This window comes from Citrobacter sp. 21OH12SH02A-Citro (assembly GCF_027919895.1).
Lineage (GTDB): Bacteria > Pseudomonadota > Gammaproteobacteria > Enterobacterales > Enterobacteriaceae > Citrobacter > Citrobacter braakii.
This window is the reverse complement of the sequence record NZ_CP114801.1, coordinates 3,179,992-3,197,151: the sequence shown is the minus strand read 5'-3', so window position 1 is coordinate 3,197,151 and position 17,160 is coordinate 3,179,992. Positions and strand designations below refer to the sequence as shown.

Annotated in this window: 18 protein-coding genes and 1 riboswitch; of the genes, 9 read left to right on the top strand and 9 right to left on the bottom strand. The window is 53.3% G+C overall.

The annotated features are described in order from the left end of the window. Positions 1-9: 9 nt before the first annotated feature. Positions 10-1,476, top strand: a complete 1,467-nt coding sequence (gene nhaC / locus O6D90_RS15575; RefSeq protein WP_016156053.1) for a Na+/H+ antiporter NhaC — start codon at positions 10-12, stop codon at positions 1,474-1,476. A gap of 58 nt (positions 1,477-1,534) precedes the next feature. On the opposite strand, the gene yvcK is transcribed toward nhaC, so the two are convergent. Beyond that, on the bottom strand, positions 1,535-2,443 hold the full coding sequence (gene yvcK, locus O6D90_RS15570; RefSeq protein ID WP_016156054.1) for a uridine diphosphate-N-acetylglucosamine-binding protein YvcK: 909 nt from the start codon (positions 2,441-2,443) through the stop codon (positions 1,535-1,537). Positions 2,444-2,835: 392 nt separating this feature from the next. Then, positions 2,836-2,981, top strand: a riboswitch (molybdenum cofactor riboswitch). Between yvcK and moaA the strand changes: the two genes are divergently transcribed. The 6 genes from moaA to O6D90_RS15540 all read left to right on the top strand — a co-directional run bounded on the left by moaA (position 2,969) and on the right by O6D90_RS15540 (position 6,416). After that, a complete protein-coding gene (moaA, locus tag O6D90_RS15565; protein ID WP_016152346.1) occupies positions 2,969-3,958 on the top strand; it encodes a GTP 3',8-cyclase MoaA in 990 nt (329 codons plus the stop codon). (Overlaps the previous riboswitch by 13 nt.) 19 nt (positions 3,959-3,977) lie before the next feature. Beyond that, positions 3,978-4,490, top strand: a complete 513-nt coding sequence (gene moaB, locus O6D90_RS15560) for a molybdenum cofactor biosynthesis protein B (RefSeq protein WP_016152347.1) — start codon at positions 3,978-3,980, stop codon at positions 4,488-4,490. A 2-nt stretch (positions 4,491-4,492) separates the two neighbouring features. Beyond that, on the top strand, positions 4,493-4,978 hold the full coding sequence (gene moaC / locus O6D90_RS15555) for a cyclic pyranopterin monophosphate synthase MoaC (RefSeq protein ID WP_003035188.1): 486 nt from the start codon (positions 4,493-4,495) through the stop codon (positions 4,976-4,978). Then, positions 4,971-5,216, top strand: coding sequence for a molybdopterin synthase sulfur carrier subunit (moaD, locus tag O6D90_RS15550; RefSeq protein WP_271143128.1), 246 nt, complete (start codon positions 4,971-4,973; stop codon positions 5,214-5,216). Before moaC ends, moaD begins: the two co-directional genes overlap by 8 nt. A 1-nt stretch (position 5,217) precedes the next feature. Then, on the top strand, positions 5,218-5,670 hold the full coding sequence (moaE, locus tag O6D90_RS15545; protein WP_016152349.1) for a molybdopterin synthase catalytic subunit MoaE: 453 nt from the start codon (positions 5,218-5,220) through the stop codon (positions 5,668-5,670). Between the two features lie 41 nt (positions 5,671-5,711). Next, on the top strand, positions 5,712-6,416 hold the full coding sequence (locus tag O6D90_RS15540; protein WP_003831536.1) for a Bax inhibitor-1/YccA family protein: 705 nt from the start codon (positions 5,712-5,714) through the stop codon (positions 6,414-6,416). 39 nt (positions 6,417-6,455) lie between these two features. Here O6D90_RS15540 and O6D90_RS15535 read toward each other — a convergent pair whose 3' ends face one another. From O6D90_RS15535 to O6D90_RS15525, 3 genes are read right to left on the bottom strand one after another with little or no spacing between them, the layout of a single operon-like run. Continuing rightward, positions 6,456-7,418 (bottom strand): lysylphosphatidylglycerol synthase domain-containing protein, encoded by a 963-nt coding sequence (locus O6D90_RS15535; RefSeq protein WP_016152350.1) that lies wholly within the window; start codon positions 7,416-7,418, stop codon positions 6,456-6,458. Next, positions 7,418-8,659: a cardiolipin synthase ClsB gene (clsB, locus tag O6D90_RS15530; protein ID WP_016156056.1), complete on the bottom strand. Its 1,242-nt coding sequence runs from the start codon at positions 8,657-8,659 to the stop codon at positions 7,418-7,420. The genes O6D90_RS15535 and clsB overlap by 1 nt, the downstream gene beginning before the upstream one ends. Then, entirely contained in the window at positions 8,656-9,417 is a 762-nt protein-coding gene (locus O6D90_RS15525; RefSeq protein ID WP_016156057.1) for an endonuclease/exonuclease/phosphatase family protein, read from the bottom strand. Before O6D90_RS15525 ends, clsB begins: the two co-directional genes overlap by 4 nt. A gap of 131 nt (positions 9,418-9,548) precedes the next feature. Between O6D90_RS15525 and O6D90_RS15520 the strand changes: the two genes are divergently transcribed. Continuing rightward, a complete protein-coding gene (locus tag O6D90_RS15520; RefSeq protein WP_016152353.1) occupies positions 9,549-9,959 on the top strand; it encodes a YbhQ family protein in 411 nt (136 codons plus the stop codon). Here O6D90_RS15520 and O6D90_RS15515 read toward each other — a convergent pair. From O6D90_RS15515 to cecR, 5 genes are read right to left on the bottom strand one after another with little or no spacing between them, the layout of a single operon-like run. Continuing rightward, on the bottom strand, positions 9,921-11,027 hold the full coding sequence (locus O6D90_RS15515; protein WP_016156058.1) for an ABC transporter permease: 1,107 nt from the start codon (positions 11,025-11,027) through the stop codon (positions 9,921-9,923). The two genes, O6D90_RS15520 and O6D90_RS15515, sit on opposite strands and share 39 nt — an antisense overlap. A 10-nt stretch (positions 11,028-11,037) precedes the next feature. Then, complete coding sequence (locus O6D90_RS15510) at positions 11,038-12,171, bottom strand: ABC transporter permease (protein WP_016156059.1); 1,134 nt, start codon at positions 12,169-12,171, stop codon at positions 11,038-11,040. After that, positions 12,164-13,900 (bottom strand): ATP-binding cassette domain-containing protein, encoded by a 1,737-nt coding sequence (locus O6D90_RS15505; protein ID WP_016156060.1) that lies wholly within the window; start codon positions 13,898-13,900, stop codon positions 12,164-12,166. Before O6D90_RS15505 ends, O6D90_RS15510 begins: the two co-directional genes overlap by 8 nt. Beyond that, positions 13,893-14,888, bottom strand: coding sequence for a secretion protein HlyD (gene hlyD / locus O6D90_RS15500; RefSeq protein ID WP_016156061.1), 996 nt, complete (start codon positions 14,886-14,888; stop codon positions 13,893-13,895). Before hlyD ends, O6D90_RS15505 begins: the two co-directional genes overlap by 8 nt. Continuing rightward, positions 14,885-15,562: a transcriptional regulator CecR gene (gene cecR / locus O6D90_RS15495; protein ID WP_271143127.1), complete on the bottom strand. Its 678-nt coding sequence runs from the start codon at positions 15,560-15,562 to the stop codon at positions 14,885-14,887. The genes hlyD and cecR overlap by 4 nt, the downstream gene beginning before the upstream one ends. Before the next feature lie 221 nt (positions 15,563-15,783). Here cecR and rhlE point away from each other — a divergent pair, with 221 nt between their 5' ends. After that, positions 15,784-17,127 carry an ATP-dependent RNA helicase RhlE gene (gene rhlE, locus O6D90_RS15490; RefSeq protein WP_016152359.1) on the top strand — a complete coding sequence of 448 codons (1,344 nt, stop codon included), beginning with the start codon at positions 15,784-15,786 and terminating at the stop codon, positions 17,125-17,127. Positions 17,128-17,160 lie beyond the last annotated feature (33 nt).

The following is a 17,160-nucleotide window of genomic DNA, read 5'->3' as shown; positions in this document are numbered from 1 at the left end:
AAAAATAACATGGTAAGCACAAATAAGCAACCGAGCTTTTATGCAGCATTGATGTTATTAGTGGCTATTTTTCTGGTTTTCTTTATAGGTATTGGGATTTTAAATTATCCAGTTGAATTTATCTTAATTGTTATTACGATTATTACAGGTTTTTTTGCCAGATACTATGGCGCGGGCTGGAAGGAAATTCTCCAGACTTTTATAGAAAAAATAAAAGATGCCGTCCCTGCAATGTTAATTCTACTGTCGATCGGTATGTTGATTGGATGCTGGATGGTTAGTGGTACCATTCCGTTAATGGTCTATTATGGCCTGGAAATTATCAACCCAGCTTACTTATATCTTACAGCTTTTTTAGTGACGGTTTGCATCTCGACATTTACAGGCACTTCATGGGGTTCCGCAGGAACAATTGGTGTGGCGTTGGTTGCCGTTGCTGCGGCGATGAATGTGTCATTGCCGATTACTGCTGGAGCCGTTATCTCCGGTGCCTATTTTGGTGATAAATTATCTCCTTTATCAGATACCACAAACATGGCCGCGTTAGCTGCGGGGGCTGAGCTTTATCAAAGTATTAGAAATATGTTGTATACATCGGTTCCTGCTTTTTTGTTTGCCTGCCTGGGGTTTTATATCGCGGGGTTAGATTTAAATGTGGTAAATTCAATCCAACTAGATACTATCCCGGTCATGAAAAAAGCGCTAAACTCATTATTCTGGCTTAACCCTTTATTAATATTACCGACATTGCTGGTCTTTATTGGTGCGATAAAAAAATGGGATACCATTATTGTTTTGATCGCATCTTCTTTTTTTGCTCTGGCAATATGCGCAATTTTTCAGCCGTTTACCATGATGGACCTCGTTCAAGCATCGATTAATGGCTTTAATACCAATATGATCAGCAATTTTTCAGATGTCGCGATGAATGAATCTACGACTAAAAATATTAATATATTGCTTAATCGTGGCGGTATGTATTCAATGGTTAGCCCAATTGTGGTTATGCTTTGTGCATTTATGTTCGCTTCGGCACTTGATGTTTCTGGTGGCCTTAATGTACTGCTTGGGCGACTGGTTCAGAAATTAAAAACGGTGACCAGTATTTTGTTGGCGACAATGTTCACAAGTTCTTTATTAGTTGCCTGCACTGGCAATGCAGTCATCAGTTTCTTTCTGGTGAAGAATATTTATGATCCTTGTTTTAAAAACAAAAAATTGCATATGGTTAATATGTCCCGATCAATGGAGTCTGGAGCCACGCTACTTGAAGGGCTTTTCCCTTGGACAATATCTGGTATGTTCATGGCGAAAACGCTGGGGGTGGCGACGCTGGATTATGCACCCTGGGTTTTGTTCAATTTAAGTTGCCTGGTTATGGCCGTATTCTTTGCCATTCTTGCCCGGTGGTCTAATTTTGGCACAAGATACGAAGAGCCAATATCCGCCGAGCAGGTACCTGTGCTGAGAGGTTAATGCAGTAAGCTACAATCCTCATTACGATGAGGATTGTATGCTAATCACGCACTTGGGATTACCCCAGCGCCTGTACCGCTTTCTCCAGCGCGTAATGCAATAGCTGGCGGTCATGGCGGTAGGGAATGTCGCTGGCTTCCAGCACTTCCTGAATAACAACGCGGTCGGTAACGGTGGATACATCTACTTTCGGGCCCACAACCACCGCATCAATCACTTTCCTGCCAACGTACTGTTCAATGATTGCCAGCTTATCGTTAAGCGTCAGGCTGGCTGCTGGCAGGCTTAATTCACGACCCAGATTGCCGATGTAGACCATCGGGGCAGGTGTGCGACGTAATGCCTGCGCCAATTCGTCGAGTAGCAGGAGCGGCATCAGGCTGGTGTAAAAACTGCCGGGTCCGATCAAAATCAAATCCGCTTCGGCGATAGCTTCAACTGCCTCCCGCGTGGTGGGGACTTTTGGCGACAGCATCAGTTCCTGAGGCGGGATGGTGAGCTGATCGATATTCACTTCGCCATAGACTTCATGTCCCTGATCGTCGATAGCCATCAGATCCACCGGCAGCTCCGACATCGGAATTAAATGCGCGTCAACTTTCAGCAGATTACGAATTAAATTGATGGCTTCCAGAGGCCGCACACTGAGGTGATCGAGCGCCTTTAACATCAGATTTCCGAGGTTATGCCCGGAAAGCTCACCATTACCGCCAAAACGATACTCAAACATGGCGGATGCAACGCTGGGTTGAGTAATTAACTGGTTCAGACAGTTACGCATGTCTCCCCAGGCAATTCCTCCTTCAGAGCGACGAATACGACCTGTCGACCCGCCGTTATCGGTCGTGGTGACGATCCCCGTCAGGCGTGAGCCTAAAGGGGAAAGAGAGGAGAGAACGCGTCCCAGTCCATGCCCTCCGCCGAGAGCGACAACGCGGTCCAGATCTGCCAGCGTGCGAGTGCGCATATATTTTCCTGATATCAATTGATCGGCGCTACAGTAACGTAAATAGTGTGTTTTCAGCAATTATCCAGGCGGAATCTGGCGTAATTTTTTTCTGCGATCTACTCCTTTCTGACGAGATTCACCTGCCGGCAAGATGATGTATATCAATGCAAAACTGTGGTTTTTGCTTATTCTGTAGCGAAATTGCACGATTATGTCGCTATGTATGTGTTTATACAGCGAAAGTGTACATGGCAAAAGCGTCATTTACACGCTAGTATCGGCATAACCACAATGTACTCTGAATAATTTGAGTTGCAGGAAGGCAGTGAGGGAGAGAATCCCCCGTAAGCGGACATAAGTACGTGACTGGGGTGAATGAACAAAGCCCACGCTTCTGCAATTTGAAGTATGACGAGAATAAACACTCTAGCCTCTGCACCTGGGTCAAATGATACGGTGCTTTGGCCGTGACAATACTTGAATAAGTTTGTCACCAGGGCGTAGGAAGAAATGACTACGTCTCCCGTATTTGGAAAGGTGTACATGGGCTCTCAACTTACCGATGCTTTCGCACGTAAGTTTTACTACTTACGTTTGTCGATTACCGATGTGTGTAACTTTCGTTGCACCTACTGCCTGCCGGATGGCTATAAGCCCGGCGGTGTCACCAATAACGGCTTTTTGACCGTTGATGAAATTCGCCGCGTCACGCGCGCGTTCGCCAGTCTGGGAACGGAAAAAGTGCGTCTGACAGGGGGCGAACCTTCATTGCGTCGCGACTTTACCGACATTATCGCCGCCGTGCGCGAAAACCACGCCATCCGTCAGATTGCGGTGACCACTAATGGTTATCGTCTGGCGCGTGATGCCGCTGCCTGGCGCGATGCCGGACTGACCGCACTTAACGTCAGCGTCGACAGCCTCGATGCCCGTCAGTTTCACGCCATTACCGGGCAGGACAAATTTCAGCAGGTGATGGCAGGCATTGACGCCGCCTTTGATGCGGGTTTTGAAAAAGTGAAAGTCAATACCGTGCTGATGCGCGACGTAAACCATCATCAACTGGACACCTTCCTGGCGTGGGTTCAGCCCCGTCCTATCCAACTACGCTTTATTGAACTGATGGAAACGGGCGAGGGCAGCTCTCTCTTCCGTAAACACCATATCTCAGGCCAGGTCCTGCGCGATGAGCTGCTGCGTCGCGGCTGGATCCACCAGATCCGACAGCGCAGCGACGGCCCGGCTCAGGTTTTCTGTCATCCTGACTATGCTGGTGAAATTGGTCTGATCATGCCTTATGAGAAAGACTTCTGCGCCACCTGCAACCGTCTGCGCGTTTCCTCTGTCGGCAAGCTGCATCTGTGTTTATTTGGTGAAGGCGGCGTAAGCCTGCGTGATTTGCTGGAAGATGACGCTCAGCAGTCGGCGCTGGAAGAACGCATTTCAGCCGCGCTGCTGGAGAAAAAGCAGACTCATTTCCTGCATCAGAACAATACCGGTATTACGCAAAACTTATCTTACATTGGCGGCTGATCGCTAAAAGGAGTTTTTCATGAGTCAGGTAAGCGCTGAATTTATCCCGACACGCATTGCTATTCTTACTGTTTCCAACCGTCGCGGCGAAGAAGATGACACCTCCGGCCATTATCTGCGTGACTCGGCGCAAGAGGCGGGTCATCAGATTGTCGACAAGGCGATCGTCAAAGAGAACCGCTACGCCATTCGCGCCCAGGTTTCTGCATGGATTGCCAGTGAGGATGTGCAGGTTGTGCTCATTACAGGCGGCACGGGCTTAACCGAAGGGGACCAGGCGCCAGAAGCGCTGCAACCGCTGTTCGACAGAGAAGTCGAAGGGTTTGGTGAAGTATTCCGTATGCTGTCGTTTGAAGAGATTGGCACCGCGACGCTGCAATCCCGGGCGATTGCCGGAGTGGCCAACAAAACGCTGATTTTCGCCATGCCGGGGTCGACTAAAGCGTGTCGTACCGCATGGGAAAATATCATTGCGCCGCAGCTCGATGCCCGTACGCGTCCGTGTAATTTCCACCCACATTTGAAGAAATAAGTATGTCGCAACTGACTCATATTAACGCCGCTGGCGAAGCGCATATGGTGGATGTCTCCGCCAAAGCGGAAACCGTACGCGAGGCGCGTGCAGAAGCATTCGTGACCATGCGTAGCGAAACGCTGGCGATGATTATCGACGGCAGCCACCATAAGGGCGACGTTTTCGCCACGGCGCGTATTGCCGGTATTCAGGCCGCCAAACGGACCTGGGATCTTATCCCGCTGTGCCATCCGCTGATGTTGAGCAAGGTTGAAGTTAATCTGCACGCCGAGCCGGAACACAACCGCGTACGCATTGAAACGCTGTGTCGCCTGACCGGGAAAACCGGCGTCGAAATGGAAGCGTTAACGGCGGCCTCCGTGGCGGCGTTGACCATCTACGATATGTGCAAAGCGGTGCAAAAGGATATGGTGATTGGTCCGGTGCGTCTGCTGGCTAAAAGCGGCGGCAAATCGGGAGATTTTAAGGTGGATGCGCATGATTAAGATTCTTTTCTTTGCTCAGGTACGGGAATTGGTGAACACGGATGCGATAGAAGTCGCCGCTGAGTTTGCAACGGTAGAAGCGCTGCGCCGGAGTCTTGCGGCAAAAAGCGATCGCTGGGCGTTGGCGCTGGAAGACGGCAAGCTGCTGGCAGCGGTAAACCAGACGCTGGTCAGTTTTGACCATCCCCTTAATGCGGGTGACGAAGTGGCTTTCTTCCCACCGGTAACCGGAGGCTAAGATGGCTGAAACGCGAATTGTTGTTGGTCATGCGCCGTTCAGCGTCGGGGAAGAGTATCCCTGGCTGGCCGAACGCGATGAAGATGGCGCGGTGGTCACTTTCACCGGTAAAGTCCGCAATCACAATCTCGGCGATAGCGTGCAGGCGTTAACGCTGGAACACTATCCGGGAATGACCGAAAAAGCGCTGGCGGAGATTGTCGACGAAGCACGTGCGCGCTGGCCGCTGGGACGAGTAACGGTCATTCATCGCATTGGCGAACTGTGGCCGGGTGACGAAATCGTTTTTGTTGGCGTGACCAGTGCGCATCGCAGCAGCGCGTTTGATGCCGGGCAGTTCATTATGGATTATCTGAAAACCCGCGCACCGTTCTGGAAGCGCGAGGCCACGCCAGAAGGTGAGCGCTGGGTTGATGCCCGCGACAGCGATAAGCTAGCAGCAAAACGCTGGTAGAGTACAATTGGTGTAGGCTCATACTGATTCAGGAGATTGTCATGGACCGATTCCCACGATCCGATTCTATTGTACAGGCCCGTTCCGGCCTGCAAACGTATATGGCGCAGGTGTACGGCTGGATGACCTGCGGACTGTTGCTGACGGCGTTTATCGCCTGGTATGCGGCAAATACGCCCGCGGTGATGATGTTTGTCTTCTCCAGCAAAATCACCTTCTTTGGACTGATCATCGCCCAGCTAGCGCTGGTGTTCGTCCTGTCCGGCATGGTGCAAAGGCTCAGCGCGGGAATGGCGACCACGCTGTTTATGCTCTATTCGGCATTAACCGGGCTGACGCTATCAAGCATTTTTATCGTCTATACCTACTCGTCTATCGCCAGCACCTTCGTGGTCACCGGCGGGATGTTCGGGATCATGAGTTTGTACGGCTACACCACCAAACGCGATCTCAGCGGTTTCGGCAATATGCTGTTTATGGCGCTGATCGGTATTGTGCTGGCCTCGCTGGTTAACTTCTGGTTGAAGAGCGAAGCGCTGATGTGGGCGGTGACCTATATTGGGGTGATTGTGTTTGTCGGCCTGACCGCTTATGACACGCAGAAGCTGAAAAATATCGGTGAGCAGATCGACCTGCGTGACAGCTCCAATCTGCGTAAATACGCGATTCTTGGGGCCTTAACGCTGTATCTGGACTTCATCAACCTGTTCCTGATGCTGCTGCGTATCTTCGGCAATCGTCGTTAATTCTCTGTTGCCGGATGGCGTAAGCCGCCATCCGGTGAATCATTTCGCCATCGCCTTCTCGTTTTTTACCCGCAACTTTTTCGCCCGACTCTCCAGCAGCAAATAGCACATCAGCGCCAGCAGCAGCGGAATAAAATAGTACAGCACGCGATACGCGAGCAGGGCGGCAATGATTGTCCCCTGAGAGGTATTCTCTCCTGCCAGCAGCGCCATAAAGACCGCCTCCAGCACACCAATCCCCGCCGGAATATGCACGATAACACCGGCAATACTGCTCACCAGTAGTACGCCCAGCACGAAGAAATAGTTGATATTCTGACCCAGCAACAGCCAGATAATCGCCCCCATTACCATCCAGTTAGTACCGGATATCGCCATTTGCGCGAGGGCAAATTTCCAGGAGGGCAGTACCAGTTTTTGGCCCTTGATGGTGATGTGGCGATGTTTCGCGAAAGCGCAAAACCACAGATAAACAACAATCATCAGCAGCAGCGCAATGCCTAAGAGGCGTAGCGTACCTTCATCGATATACCAGTGCGCGGGCAGTTCAACAACGCCGAAAGTGAAAATAAAACCGCCCAGCAGAATATAGCCCAGCCAGTTGGTGGTAATGCTCAGTGAAAAAATTCGCGTAATTGTGCTCCCCGGTAATCCGAGACGCGAGTAGAGACGATAACGCATCCCTATACCGCCCACCCATGTGCTTAACGTCAGGTTGAAGGCGTAACAGATAAACGACACCAGCATGACCTGGCGTTTTGCCAGCTTGTGCCCGCAGTAGTAGCGCCCGAGCAAGTCATAGCAGCCGTAAAGTAAATAACTGACGATCACCAGCCCTACGGCGCTGAGCAGGGCGATCCGATTGTAATCGCGAATTACCGTCCACACTTCCTGCCAGTTGACCTTACTGGCATAAACGACCAGCAATACGATGACCGCAATAAAAAATAGCCATGTGAGGATCTTTTTCGCTAAGCGCCAGCGTCGGTGGTTTTTTGGCATCAGGTTTCCCCTCCTGCATCCTCAGTTGGAATACGATCCTGGGTTTCCAGAGTTGGCTGTGCGGGGGGGGCTACCTCGGCCAGATGCGGGGTATGCGCCGGTAGCCAGCCGACCAGCGCCGGGAAGTGGCGTAAAAAGTGGAAGGCCAGCACGCTTTTGGTCAGGTTCCACCAGGTGCGTTTTGGCAGCATTGATTCATCAACTCGCTTGCAGTCCTGCGCAATAATGGGGTTCAGGTTGTCACGCAGGGTCTGGTTAAACGTGCGGTCATGAATAATAAGATTTGCCTCCAGATTGAGCGACAGACTGAGCGGGTCGAGATTGCTGGAACCTACCGTCGCCCAATGATCGTCCATTAGCGCGACTTTACCATGCAGGGGCTTACGCCGGTATTCATAGACATGGACGCCGCCTTTAACCAGATAGTTATACAGCAGGCGGGCACCCACTTTCACAATCGGCATATCCGGTTCACCCTGGACGATGAGTTTTACCCGAACGCCGCGTCGCGCAGCTTTTCGTAGGGCATGCAGCAGGCGATAACCCGGAAAGAAATAGGCATTGGCAATGATCACTTCCCGCCGGGCCTGGGTCAGCATTTTCAAATAGTGGCGTTCAATATCATCGCGATGCTCTTCGTTATCGCGCCAGACAAACAGCGCCTGCGCTTCGCCTGGCCGATGATTCTCAATTGCCCGGTGATGACGTCGCCACCAGCGTCGTACGGCGCTCTGTCCCGGTAAGTTATCCAGCACGAATTTCAGGATGTCGGCCACGACAGGACCTTCCACGCGAACGGCATAATCCTGCTTGGCCTCGGGACCGTAATCAGACATGTGTTCAGCGGAATAATTAATACCGCCGACAAAGGCAACACGATCATCAATGACCACAATTTTGCGATGCATACGGCGAAAGAGATTGGTGCGCATACCGAACAGACGCGGGCGCGGATCGTAGTAGCGGAAAACAACGCCTGCTACGGTCAACTCTTCGACAAAACTGTCGCTAAGATCCGGCGAGCCGTAACCGTCCAGCAGCACCTCTGCTTGGATTCCGCGCTGGGCGGCTCCGAGCAAGGCGGCATGCAGCTGTTTTCCGACCGCATCTTCAAACCAGATAAAGGTCTCAAGGATAATTTTTTGCTGTGCCTGTGCAATGGCGTCAAAGACGGCGGGATAGTATTGATCGCCATTTTCCAGCAGTTGAATTTGATTGCCTTCACGCCAGCCATTTTTCATAAATGAATCTCCGCACTCAGGGGGGCATGATCGGACAAATGTCGCCAGTGACGCAGCGCCAGCGTCGTTGGGGTACTGGCATTCGCGTTTTTCACATAGATCCTGTCCAGACGCAGCAGGGGAAACTGCACCGGAAACGTCCGCGCCGGGCGACCGTGGGCGCGGGTAAAAATCTCGTCAAGGCCGGCCCTGGCTTTCAACGGGTGATTGGCCGTTTGCCGCCAGTCGTTAAAATCTCCGGCGATCACCACGGGCTCCGCGTCGGGCAGGGCATTGACCCAGTCAGCCAGCATAGCGAGCTGGGCCTGACGGTGTGCTTCACGCAAACCGAGATGCACGCACATGACATGGATTGGGTGCGAGAGCATTGGCGGCACGATGCGGCAGTAGAGGACCCCGCGCTTTTCACTCGCGCCGACGGACACATCGCGATTTTCATAATGTTCAATGGGATAACGCGACAGCACCGCGTTACCGTGATGCCCTTGCGGGTACACGGCGTTACGCCCGTAGGCGAAGTCGCTCCACATGGTGTCCGCCAGAAATTCGTAGTGGGTGGTATCCGGCCAGTTCTCAATCTGCAGCGAGTGAGCATCGTGCGCGCCCATAACTTCCTGTAGGCACACAATGTCTGCACCGACCGTTCTGACAGCCTCCCGTAGCTCAGGCAAAATAAAACGCCGGTTGAAGGCGGTGAACCCTTTGTGAGTATTAATGGTGAGCACATTGAATGAAAATTGAACTCCCGATCCGCTCATGAGCCTCCCGTTGGCGTCACTTCCTAAATAAAATAGTGTAGTCGTCGTCACAAAAAGATGCGGTGTTGCGGAATTTTCCGTAAAGTCCGGTACTCTGAATAATTAGTTGAAAATCCTTCAGGAGAAAAGCCATGAGGTGGCAACAACGTGTTCGTGTCGCAACGGGTCTAAGTTGCTGGCAGATTGTGTTGCATTTACTGGTAGTGGCGTTGCTGGTAATGGGCTGGATGAGCGGTACGCTGGTGCGCGTCGGCCTGGGATTATGCGTCGTTTACGGCGTAACGGTTTTATTAATGCTGGCCTTGCAACGTCACCATGAACAGCGCTGGCGCGACGTAGCTGATGTGCTGGAAGAACTGACTACCACGTGGTATTTCGGTGCCGCGATGATCGTACTGTGGTTGCTGTCGCGCGTGCTGCAAAACAACGTCTTGCTGGCCCTGGCGGGGCTGGTGATCCTTGCCGGACCCGCCGTGGTCTCGCTGTTGGCGAAAGACAAAAAGCTACATCACCTTGCGTCTAAACATCGCATACGCCGCTGAGCCGGTCGTGGCCGCTATCACCAACAGCGGCCACAAACTTCCCCACACAATCTGCAGACTCGCATCCTTCAGGTAAATCTGTTTCGTGATGTCCGTAAAATGGCGGATTGGGTTTATCCACGTCAGATTCTGTAGCCAGACCGGCATATTTTCGACCGGCGAGACGTAGCCTGAAAGTAAAATCGCCGGCATCATAAACACAAACACGCCGATAAACGCCTGCTGCTGGGTGGCACACAGTGATGAAATCAGCAGACCAAAGCCGACCAGCGACAGCCCGTAAATCACCATCGTGAAATAGAACAACCCCAGTGAACCGGCAAACGGAATGTGATAAGCCCAGATGCCGATCGCCAGCACAATGGTGGCCTGAAACGTTGCCACAATTAACGCGGGCACCGCTTTACCGATGAATATCTGCCAGGTGGTAAGCGGGGAGACCAGCAGCTGATCCAGCGTGCCTTGCTCGCGCTCGCGGGCAACCGAGAGCGAAGTGACGATCATGACGCCGATGGTGGTGATCATGGCGATCAGCGACGGAACCACAAACCATTTGTAATCCAGATTCGGGTTATACCAGTTACGCACCACCAGCTCGCTGTTGTTCGGTTTCGGCTTGCCGTCCATCAGCTCCTGCTGATACTCCTTAACGATCTGCTGCAGATAATTCGCGGCAATTTGCGCACTGTTAGAGTTACGCCCGTCGAGAATAATCTGCATGGGAGCCTGCTTGAAGGTATCCAGATTACGCGAAAAGTTGGCCGGGAAGCGCACCAGCAACAGGGCTTTTTGCGTGTCGATGGTGGGCTGGATCTCCTGCGGGCTTTTCAGCAGCAGAACGTGCGTAAAGGCGCTGGCGCGAGCGAAGCGCTGGGTTAGTTCCACCGAATGTTTACCGTTGTCTTCGTTATAGATAGCGATAGTGGCGTTGGTGACTTCCAGCGTGGCCGCGAACGGGAACAGAATAACCTGAATCAGCACCGGTAAAATCAGAATGGCTCGCGTCTGCGGTTCACGTAACAGCGATTGCAGCTCTTTACGAATTAATGTCCATAAGCGATGAAACATGCCCGTCCCCTTAATCCAGCCGACGTTTGGTTTTAAGCCACGTCAGGCCAATAAACATCACCGCCGAAGCGATTAAAAACAGCACGTTGATAATCAGCACCACCGGAATATTTCCCGCCAGAAACAGGCTTTGTAGGGTGCTGACGAAATAACGAGCCGGAATAATATAGGTTACTGCCCGGATAATCGCCGGCATGCTGTCTATCTGAAAGATAAAACCCGACAGCATAATCGAGGGCAGGAAGGCGGCGTTTAGCGCGACCTGCGCGGCGTTAAACTGATTGCGGGTGATGGTGGAGATAAGCAACCCCATGCCGAGCGTGCTGAGCAGAAACAGGCTGGTAATGAAAAACAGGATCAGCAACGAACCGCGATAGGGCACGCCGAGAATAAACACCGACACCAGCATACACAGCAGCATCGCCAGCATGCCCAGAAAGTAATAGGGGATCAGTTTGCACAGCAGCAGTTCGACGCGGGTGACTTCGGTAGACAACAGCGCTTCCATGGTTCCGCGCTCCCATTCGCGCGCCACCACTAATGAGGTGAGGATAGCGCCAATAACCGTCATGATGATGGTTACCGCCCCGGGAATAATAAAATGTTGGCTGATGGCCGCCGGGTTAAACCAGTAGCGGGTCTGCACGTCGATCAAAGGTTCAAATGATTCTCCGCGATCTTCCGCCCGCTGTTGTTGCCAAATCTGCCAGATGCCTTCGACATAACCCTGCACAAAGTTAGCGGTATTCGGTTCACTGCCGTCGGTGATCACCTGAATCGGCGCCACGTCGTTGGGTCGCGCCATCTGCTGGGCGAAATCCACCGGGATCACCACCAGCCCGCGAATGCGCCCGGCCTGCATTTTCTCAATCAATTCCTGACGGTTATCGCTGATGGTGGCGTCAATATACGGTGAACCGGTCATGGTATGGGTAAAATCCAGTGCCTCTTCGCTTTGCTGTTCGAGCAGAATCCCTACCCGCAGCTTGCTGGAGTCGAGGTTGATCCCGTAGCCGAAGATAAACAGCAGCAGCAGCGGGATCACCACCGCAATCAGCCAACTGCTGGGATCGCGGACGATCTGGCGCGTCTCTTTCACGCACAGCGCGCGTACGCGACGCCAGGAGAGAACGGAGTTACTCATGCGTATGCTCCTTATCCCAGTCATTGATTAGCGTGATAAACGCCTGTTCCATGGTCGGGTCTGGCGTCTCACTGTCAGCAGCCTGAGCTTTCAGGTCGTCCGGCGTACCGCTGGCAATCAGTTTGCCGCGATACACCAGCCCGATGCGATCGCAGTATTCTGCCTCATCCATAAAGTGGGTGGTCACCATCACCGTGACGCCTTTTTCCACCATGCTGTTGATATGTAACCAGAACTCCCGACGGGTGAGCGGATCGACCCCGGAAGTGGGTTCATCGAGGAACAGAATGTCGGGTTCATGCATCAGCGAACAGGCCAGCGCCAGGCGCTGTTTAAAGCCCAGCGGCAGTTCGTCGGTGGCGTGGGAGGCGATACTCTTCAGGCCGAATGCCTCGCTCATCCGCTCGATTTTCTCCTTCTGCGCCCGACCGCGCAGGCCGTAGACGCCGGAGAAAAAGCGCAGATTCTGTTCAACCGTCAGGTTGCCATACAGGGAGAATTTCTGTGCCATATAACCCAGATGCTGACGCGCTTTACCGGAGCTGACCTTCAGGTCCATGTCCAGCACCAGCGCTTTACCCGAGGTGGGGACCAGCAGGCCGCACATCATTTTAAAGGTGGTGGATTTGCCCGCGCCGTTGGGTCCTAACAAACCAAAAATCTCGCCGCGCTGCACGGCAAAGTCTACGTGGTCGGTAGCGGCAAAATCGCCAAATTTTTTGGTCAGCGCTTTGGCTTCGATCACCGTTTCACCTGGCGTGCCTTCCACGGTATGCAGGATAGCGCCCAGCGGTGACTCCGATGTTCCGGCCCCGCCGAGTAAATCGATAAAGGCATCCTCGAAGCGGGGGGCGGTTTCGTGGATGGTTATCTCCGGCATGCCGTCAGCGTTTTGAATCTGCTGGGCCGTCGCTTCTTTTTTCAGGATTAAGCGGACGGATTTCCCCTGAATCATCCCGTCGCTAACCTGCGGCAGTTTTAACGTGCGTTGCAGCAGTCGGCGGTTATTTTCCTGCGAACTGCTCATCAGGAAGCTGCGACCCGACATGGTTTGCGTAAGCTGAGTGGGATCGCCCTGATACAGCAATTCACCTTCGTTCATCAGCAGCACATCACGGCATTGTTCAGCTTCATCCAGATACGAAGTGCTCCAGAGGATCAGCATGCCGTCCCCGGCCAGCTCATGAACCATTTGCCACAGTTCGCGACGGGAAATAGGGTCGACGCCCACGCCAGGCTCATCCAGCAGTAACACGCTGGGTTCACCGACCAGCGTACAGGCAAGTCCGAGCTTCTGCTTCATGCCGCCGGAAAGCTTGCCGGCCAGTCGTCCGGTAAACGGCCCCAGCGAGGTAAATTCCAGTAGTCGGGCAAAGGTTTTTTCTCGCGCTTCACCGGTAACGCTACGTAAATCTGCATAGAGATTAAGGTTCTCCATGACGGTCAAATCTTCATACAGACCAAATTTCTGCGGCATGTAACCCAGTACCGCATGCAGCGCGCTGTCGTCTTTGATGGGATCAAAACCAATTACCGTTGCGCTACCGGCGTCGGGTTTCAACAGCCCTGCCAGCATTCGCATCAGCGTGGTTTTGCCAGCACCATCCGGCCCGACCAGCCCGGTCACGTAGCCCGCATGAACGGTACAGTCGAGCGGGGCGACGGCCGGTTTATCCATTCCGGCAAAGTTTTTCGTCAGTCCATTCAGCGTAATGACGGCGTCATTCATGCCGTGCCTCATCGCTGAACTTTATCGTTACCGGCATTCCCTGGCGCAGCGCATCGTCCGCGTCGGTCACCACAATACGCAGGCGATAAACCAGGTCGGTGCGCAGGTCAGGGGTCTCGACTGTTTTTGGGGTAAACTCGGCGGTGGGCGACACGAAGCCGATTTTACCGTGATACGGTTTGTCCGGACGGCCATCGGTGTAAAGCAGGATTTCGCGTCCTGGCTGCGCCTGGCTCAGATTTCGTTCGTCAACGTAGGCACGAACCCATACCGGACGCGTGAGTGACAGCGTCAGTACCGTGCCCCCTTCGTTCAACATGCTGCCGGGTTCGACCGCACGGGTGAGTAACGTGCCGTCAGACGGCGAGGTCAGCGTGGTGTCATGCAAATTAAGCTCTGCCTGGGCCAGCTCGGCCTGAGCTTGTTCGAGCGTGGCTTTCGCCTGCTCGATGTCCTGCACACGATTACCGCTGCGGTATTGGCTGAGTTTATCCTGTGCGGATTTCAGAGAGGCCAGCGCCTGATCGCGTGATGAACGGGCGTTTTCCAGATCGTTGGCGGAGATAGTGCGGCTTTTCCACAATCCCACCTGCCGATTGTAAAAGTTTTGCGCGTAATCATAGGCTGCCTGCGCCTGTTTGACTGCCGCTGCGGTTTGCGCGATCTCCTCTTCACGATACCCTGCCAGCATCAGATCGTATTGCGCCTGGGCGGCGGCAACATTCGCTTTTGCCTGCATTAATGCGTTTTCATACGGTGCTCGGTCCAGTTCACCCAGCACCTGACCGGCGGTAATGGCATCGCCTTCGTCAACCGCCAGCGAGGCCAGCCTGCCGCCGACGCGAAAACTCAGGTTGACGCTACGGATATCGACATTGCCGTACAGCGTCAGACCGTTATCTTGCCGACTTTGATACCACCACGTTCCACCGGCAATCACGGCAACGAGGGCCGCGATGACCAGCCCGAGAACGACAGGTTTTTTCATGACTCCAGACTCCTTTGCGTTAAACCTTGCAGAATAAGATCGATGTGACAGGTGATCGTTTGGTCAATCAGCGCGGTTTTATCCTCATCAAATTGTGACCAGCCCGTACGCAACAGAATGGTTTCTTTCCCCAGACGAAAGGCCAGTACCTCGCCGAGTAGGGCGTGGGTGTGCAGGATCATTTGGGTATCGTTGGCATCGCCGCCGGTATAGGCAGCAATCAGGCGCGTCAGGTGAGTATGTAGCGGATTGATAACCTGGTCGTGCACCAGTTGATAAGCCGCGGTGGGGGAAAGCTGTTCGCGCGAAATAAATTTGCTCAGGTTAACGGTATCGTCCTGGGTTAACAGCATGATCATATTTTTGCAGGCGCGGAGGATCTGTTCGCGCATCGCGCCACGATCCGGTTCCGGCTGAGCAAACAGACGCTCGGCTTCTTCAGCATGCGGGCGAAACTGTGAGCCGATAAAATCCGCAATCCACTGGGCGCAGGCGAGATATAAATCCTCTTTTGAGCCAAAATAGTAGGTGATGGCAGCAATATTTTGCCCGGCCTGCGCGGCGATATCGCGAGTAGTGGCGTGCAGACCATACTCGCCAAACTGCGCCAGCGCGGCGGCAATAAGCTGATTTTTCGCCTGTTCACCTTTGGTTGTCATGGTGGGTGTATTCATAGCACGACTCAGATCTTAATCAATCGATTGATTAAGATTATGACTGATGTGTAACCTTGTCCAGTCCGGACCGTTATTTTTCAGCGCAGGGATAATTTATGCGGCACATCACAAAAACTGCTACACTCCGCCCCTTCATGACATTGTGGTTTTTGTCATCTTTATTATATGTATCTCCCTGAAAACGACACCGGTAACGGTCAGGGTGGTTCGGAGTTGTTATGTCTTTTGATTCCCTTGGTTTAAACCCTGATATTTTACGTGCCGTTGCCGAGCAGGGTTACCGTGAACCTACCCCTATTCAGCAGCAGGCGATCCCTGCCGTGCTGGAAGGCCGCGATCTGATGGCTAGCGCCCAGACCGGTACGGGGAAAACGGCAGGTTTTACCCTGCCGCTGTTGCAGCACCTGATTACCCATCAGCCGCATGGCAAAAGCCGTCGTCCGGTGCGTGCGCTGATCCTCACGCCAACCCGCGAACTGGCGGCCCAGATTGGCGAAAACGTACGTGATTATAGTAAGTATCTGAATATTCGCTCGCTGGTGGTCTTCGGCGGCGTGAGCATTAACCCGCAGATGATGAAGCTGCGCGGCGGTGTGGATGTGCTGATCGCCACGCCTGGTCGTTTGCTCGATCTGGAACACCAGAATGCGGTGAAACTGGATCAGGTTGAGATTCTGGTACTGGATGAAGCTGACCGCATGCTGGATATGGGCTTTATTCATGATATCCGTCGCGTTCTGGCGAAACTGCCGGCAAAACGCCAGAACCTGCTGTTCTCAGCAACGTTCTCTGATGATATTAAGTCGCTGGCCGAAAAGCTGCTGCACAATCCGCTGGAAATCGAAGTGGCGCGCCGTAATACCGCGTCAGAGCAGGTGACTCAGCACGTTCATTTTGTTGATAAAAAGCGTAAACGTGAACTGTTGTCGCAGATGATCGGTCAGGGCAACTGGCAGCAGGTGCTGGTGTTTACCCGTACCAAACATGGTGCGAACCATCTGGCGGAACAGCTGAATAAAGACGGCATTCGCAGCGCGGCGATCCACGGTAATAAATCTCAGGGGGCGCGTACGCGTGCGCTGGCTGATTTTAAATCCGGTGATATTCGTGTGCTGGTGGCGACCGATATTGCCGCGCGCGGTCTGGATATTGAAGAGCTGCCGCACGTCGTGAACTACGAGCTGCCAAATGTCCCGGAAGATTATGTGCACCGTATTGGTCGTACCGGTCGTGCGGCCGCTACCGGCGAAGCGTTGTCTCTGGTGTGCGTTGATGAACACAAGCTGCTGCGTGACATCGAGAAGCTGCTGAAAAAAGAGATCCCGCGAATTGCGATGCCAGGCTACGAGCCGGACCCGTCCATCAAAGCCGAGCCGATCCAGAATGGTCGCCAGCAGCGTGGCGGCGGTGGTCGCGGTCAGGGTGGCGCAGGGCGTGGCCAGCAGCCGCGTCGTCAGGATGGCGGTGCGCCAAAAGCGAAACCGCGTAGCGGCGAAGGCAAACCGGCGGGCGATAAGCCTCGTCCACCGCGCCGTCCGCGCAAACCGTCTTCAGCGCAGTAATTGCGAGCCCGGCCGAAAGGTCGGGCTTTTCTT

What these genes read in the sequence shown, in the direction of transcription:
- nhaC (WP_016156053.1), top strand. Translation starts at nt 10, where the DNA reads ATGGTAAGCACAAATAAGCAACCGAGCTTTTATGCAGCATTGATGTTA.
- yvcK (WP_016156054.1), bottom strand. Translation starts at nt 2,443, where the DNA reads ATGCGCACTCGCACGCTGGCAGATCTGGACCGCGTTGTCGCTCTCGGC.
- moaA (WP_016152346.1), top strand. Translation starts at nt 2,969, where the DNA reads ATGGGCTCTCAACTTACCGATGCTTTCGCACGTAAGTTTTACTACTTA.
- moaB (WP_016152347.1), top strand. Translation starts at nt 3,978, where the DNA reads ATGAGTCAGGTAAGCGCTGAATTTATCCCGACACGCATTGCTATTCTT.
- moaC (WP_003035188.1), top strand. Translation starts at nt 4,493, where the DNA reads ATGTCGCAACTGACTCATATTAACGCCGCTGGCGAAGCGCATATGGTG.
- moaD (WP_271143128.1), top strand. Translation starts at nt 4,971, where the DNA reads ATGATTAAGATTCTTTTCTTTGCTCAGGTACGGGAATTGGTGAACACG.
- moaE (WP_016152349.1), top strand. Translation starts at nt 5,218, where the DNA reads ATGGCTGAAACGCGAATTGTTGTTGGTCATGCGCCGTTCAGCGTCGGG.
- O6D90_RS15540 (WP_003831536.1), top strand. Translation starts at nt 5,712, where the DNA reads ATGGACCGATTCCCACGATCCGATTCTATTGTACAGGCCCGTTCCGGC.
- O6D90_RS15535 (WP_016152350.1), bottom strand. Translation starts at nt 7,418, where the DNA reads ATGCCAAAAAACCACCGACGCTGGCGCTTAGCGAAAAAGATCCTCACA.
- clsB (WP_016156056.1), bottom strand. Translation starts at nt 8,659, where the DNA reads ATGAAAAATGGCTGGCGTGAAGGCAATCAAATTCAACTGCTGGAAAAT.
- O6D90_RS15525 (WP_016156057.1), bottom strand. Translation starts at nt 9,417, where the DNA reads ATGAGCGGATCGGGAGTTCAATTTTCATTCAATGTGCTCACCATTAAT.
- O6D90_RS15520 (WP_016152353.1), top strand. Translation starts at nt 9,549, where the DNA reads ATGAGGTGGCAACAACGTGTTCGTGTCGCAACGGGTCTAAGTTGCTGG.
- O6D90_RS15515 (WP_016156058.1), bottom strand. Translation starts at nt 11,027, where the DNA reads ATGTTTCATCGCTTATGGACATTAATTCGTAAAGAGCTGCAATCGCTG.
- O6D90_RS15510 (WP_016156059.1), bottom strand. Translation starts at nt 12,171, where the DNA reads ATGAGTAACTCCGTTCTCTCCTGGCGTCGCGTACGCGCGCTGTGCGTG.
- O6D90_RS15505 (WP_016156060.1), bottom strand. Translation starts at nt 13,900, where the DNA reads ATGAATGACGCCGTCATTACGCTGAATGGACTGACGAAAAACTTTGCC.
- hlyD (WP_016156061.1), bottom strand. Translation starts at nt 14,888, where the DNA reads ATGAAAAAACCTGTCGTTCTCGGGCTGGTCATCGCGGCCCTCGTTGCC.
- cecR (WP_271143127.1), bottom strand. Translation starts at nt 15,562, where the DNA reads ATGAATACACCCACCATGACAACCAAAGGTGAACAGGCGAAAAATCAG.
- rhlE (WP_016152359.1), top strand. Translation starts at nt 15,784, where the DNA reads ATGTCTTTTGATTCCCTTGGTTTAAACCCTGATATTTTACGTGCCGTT.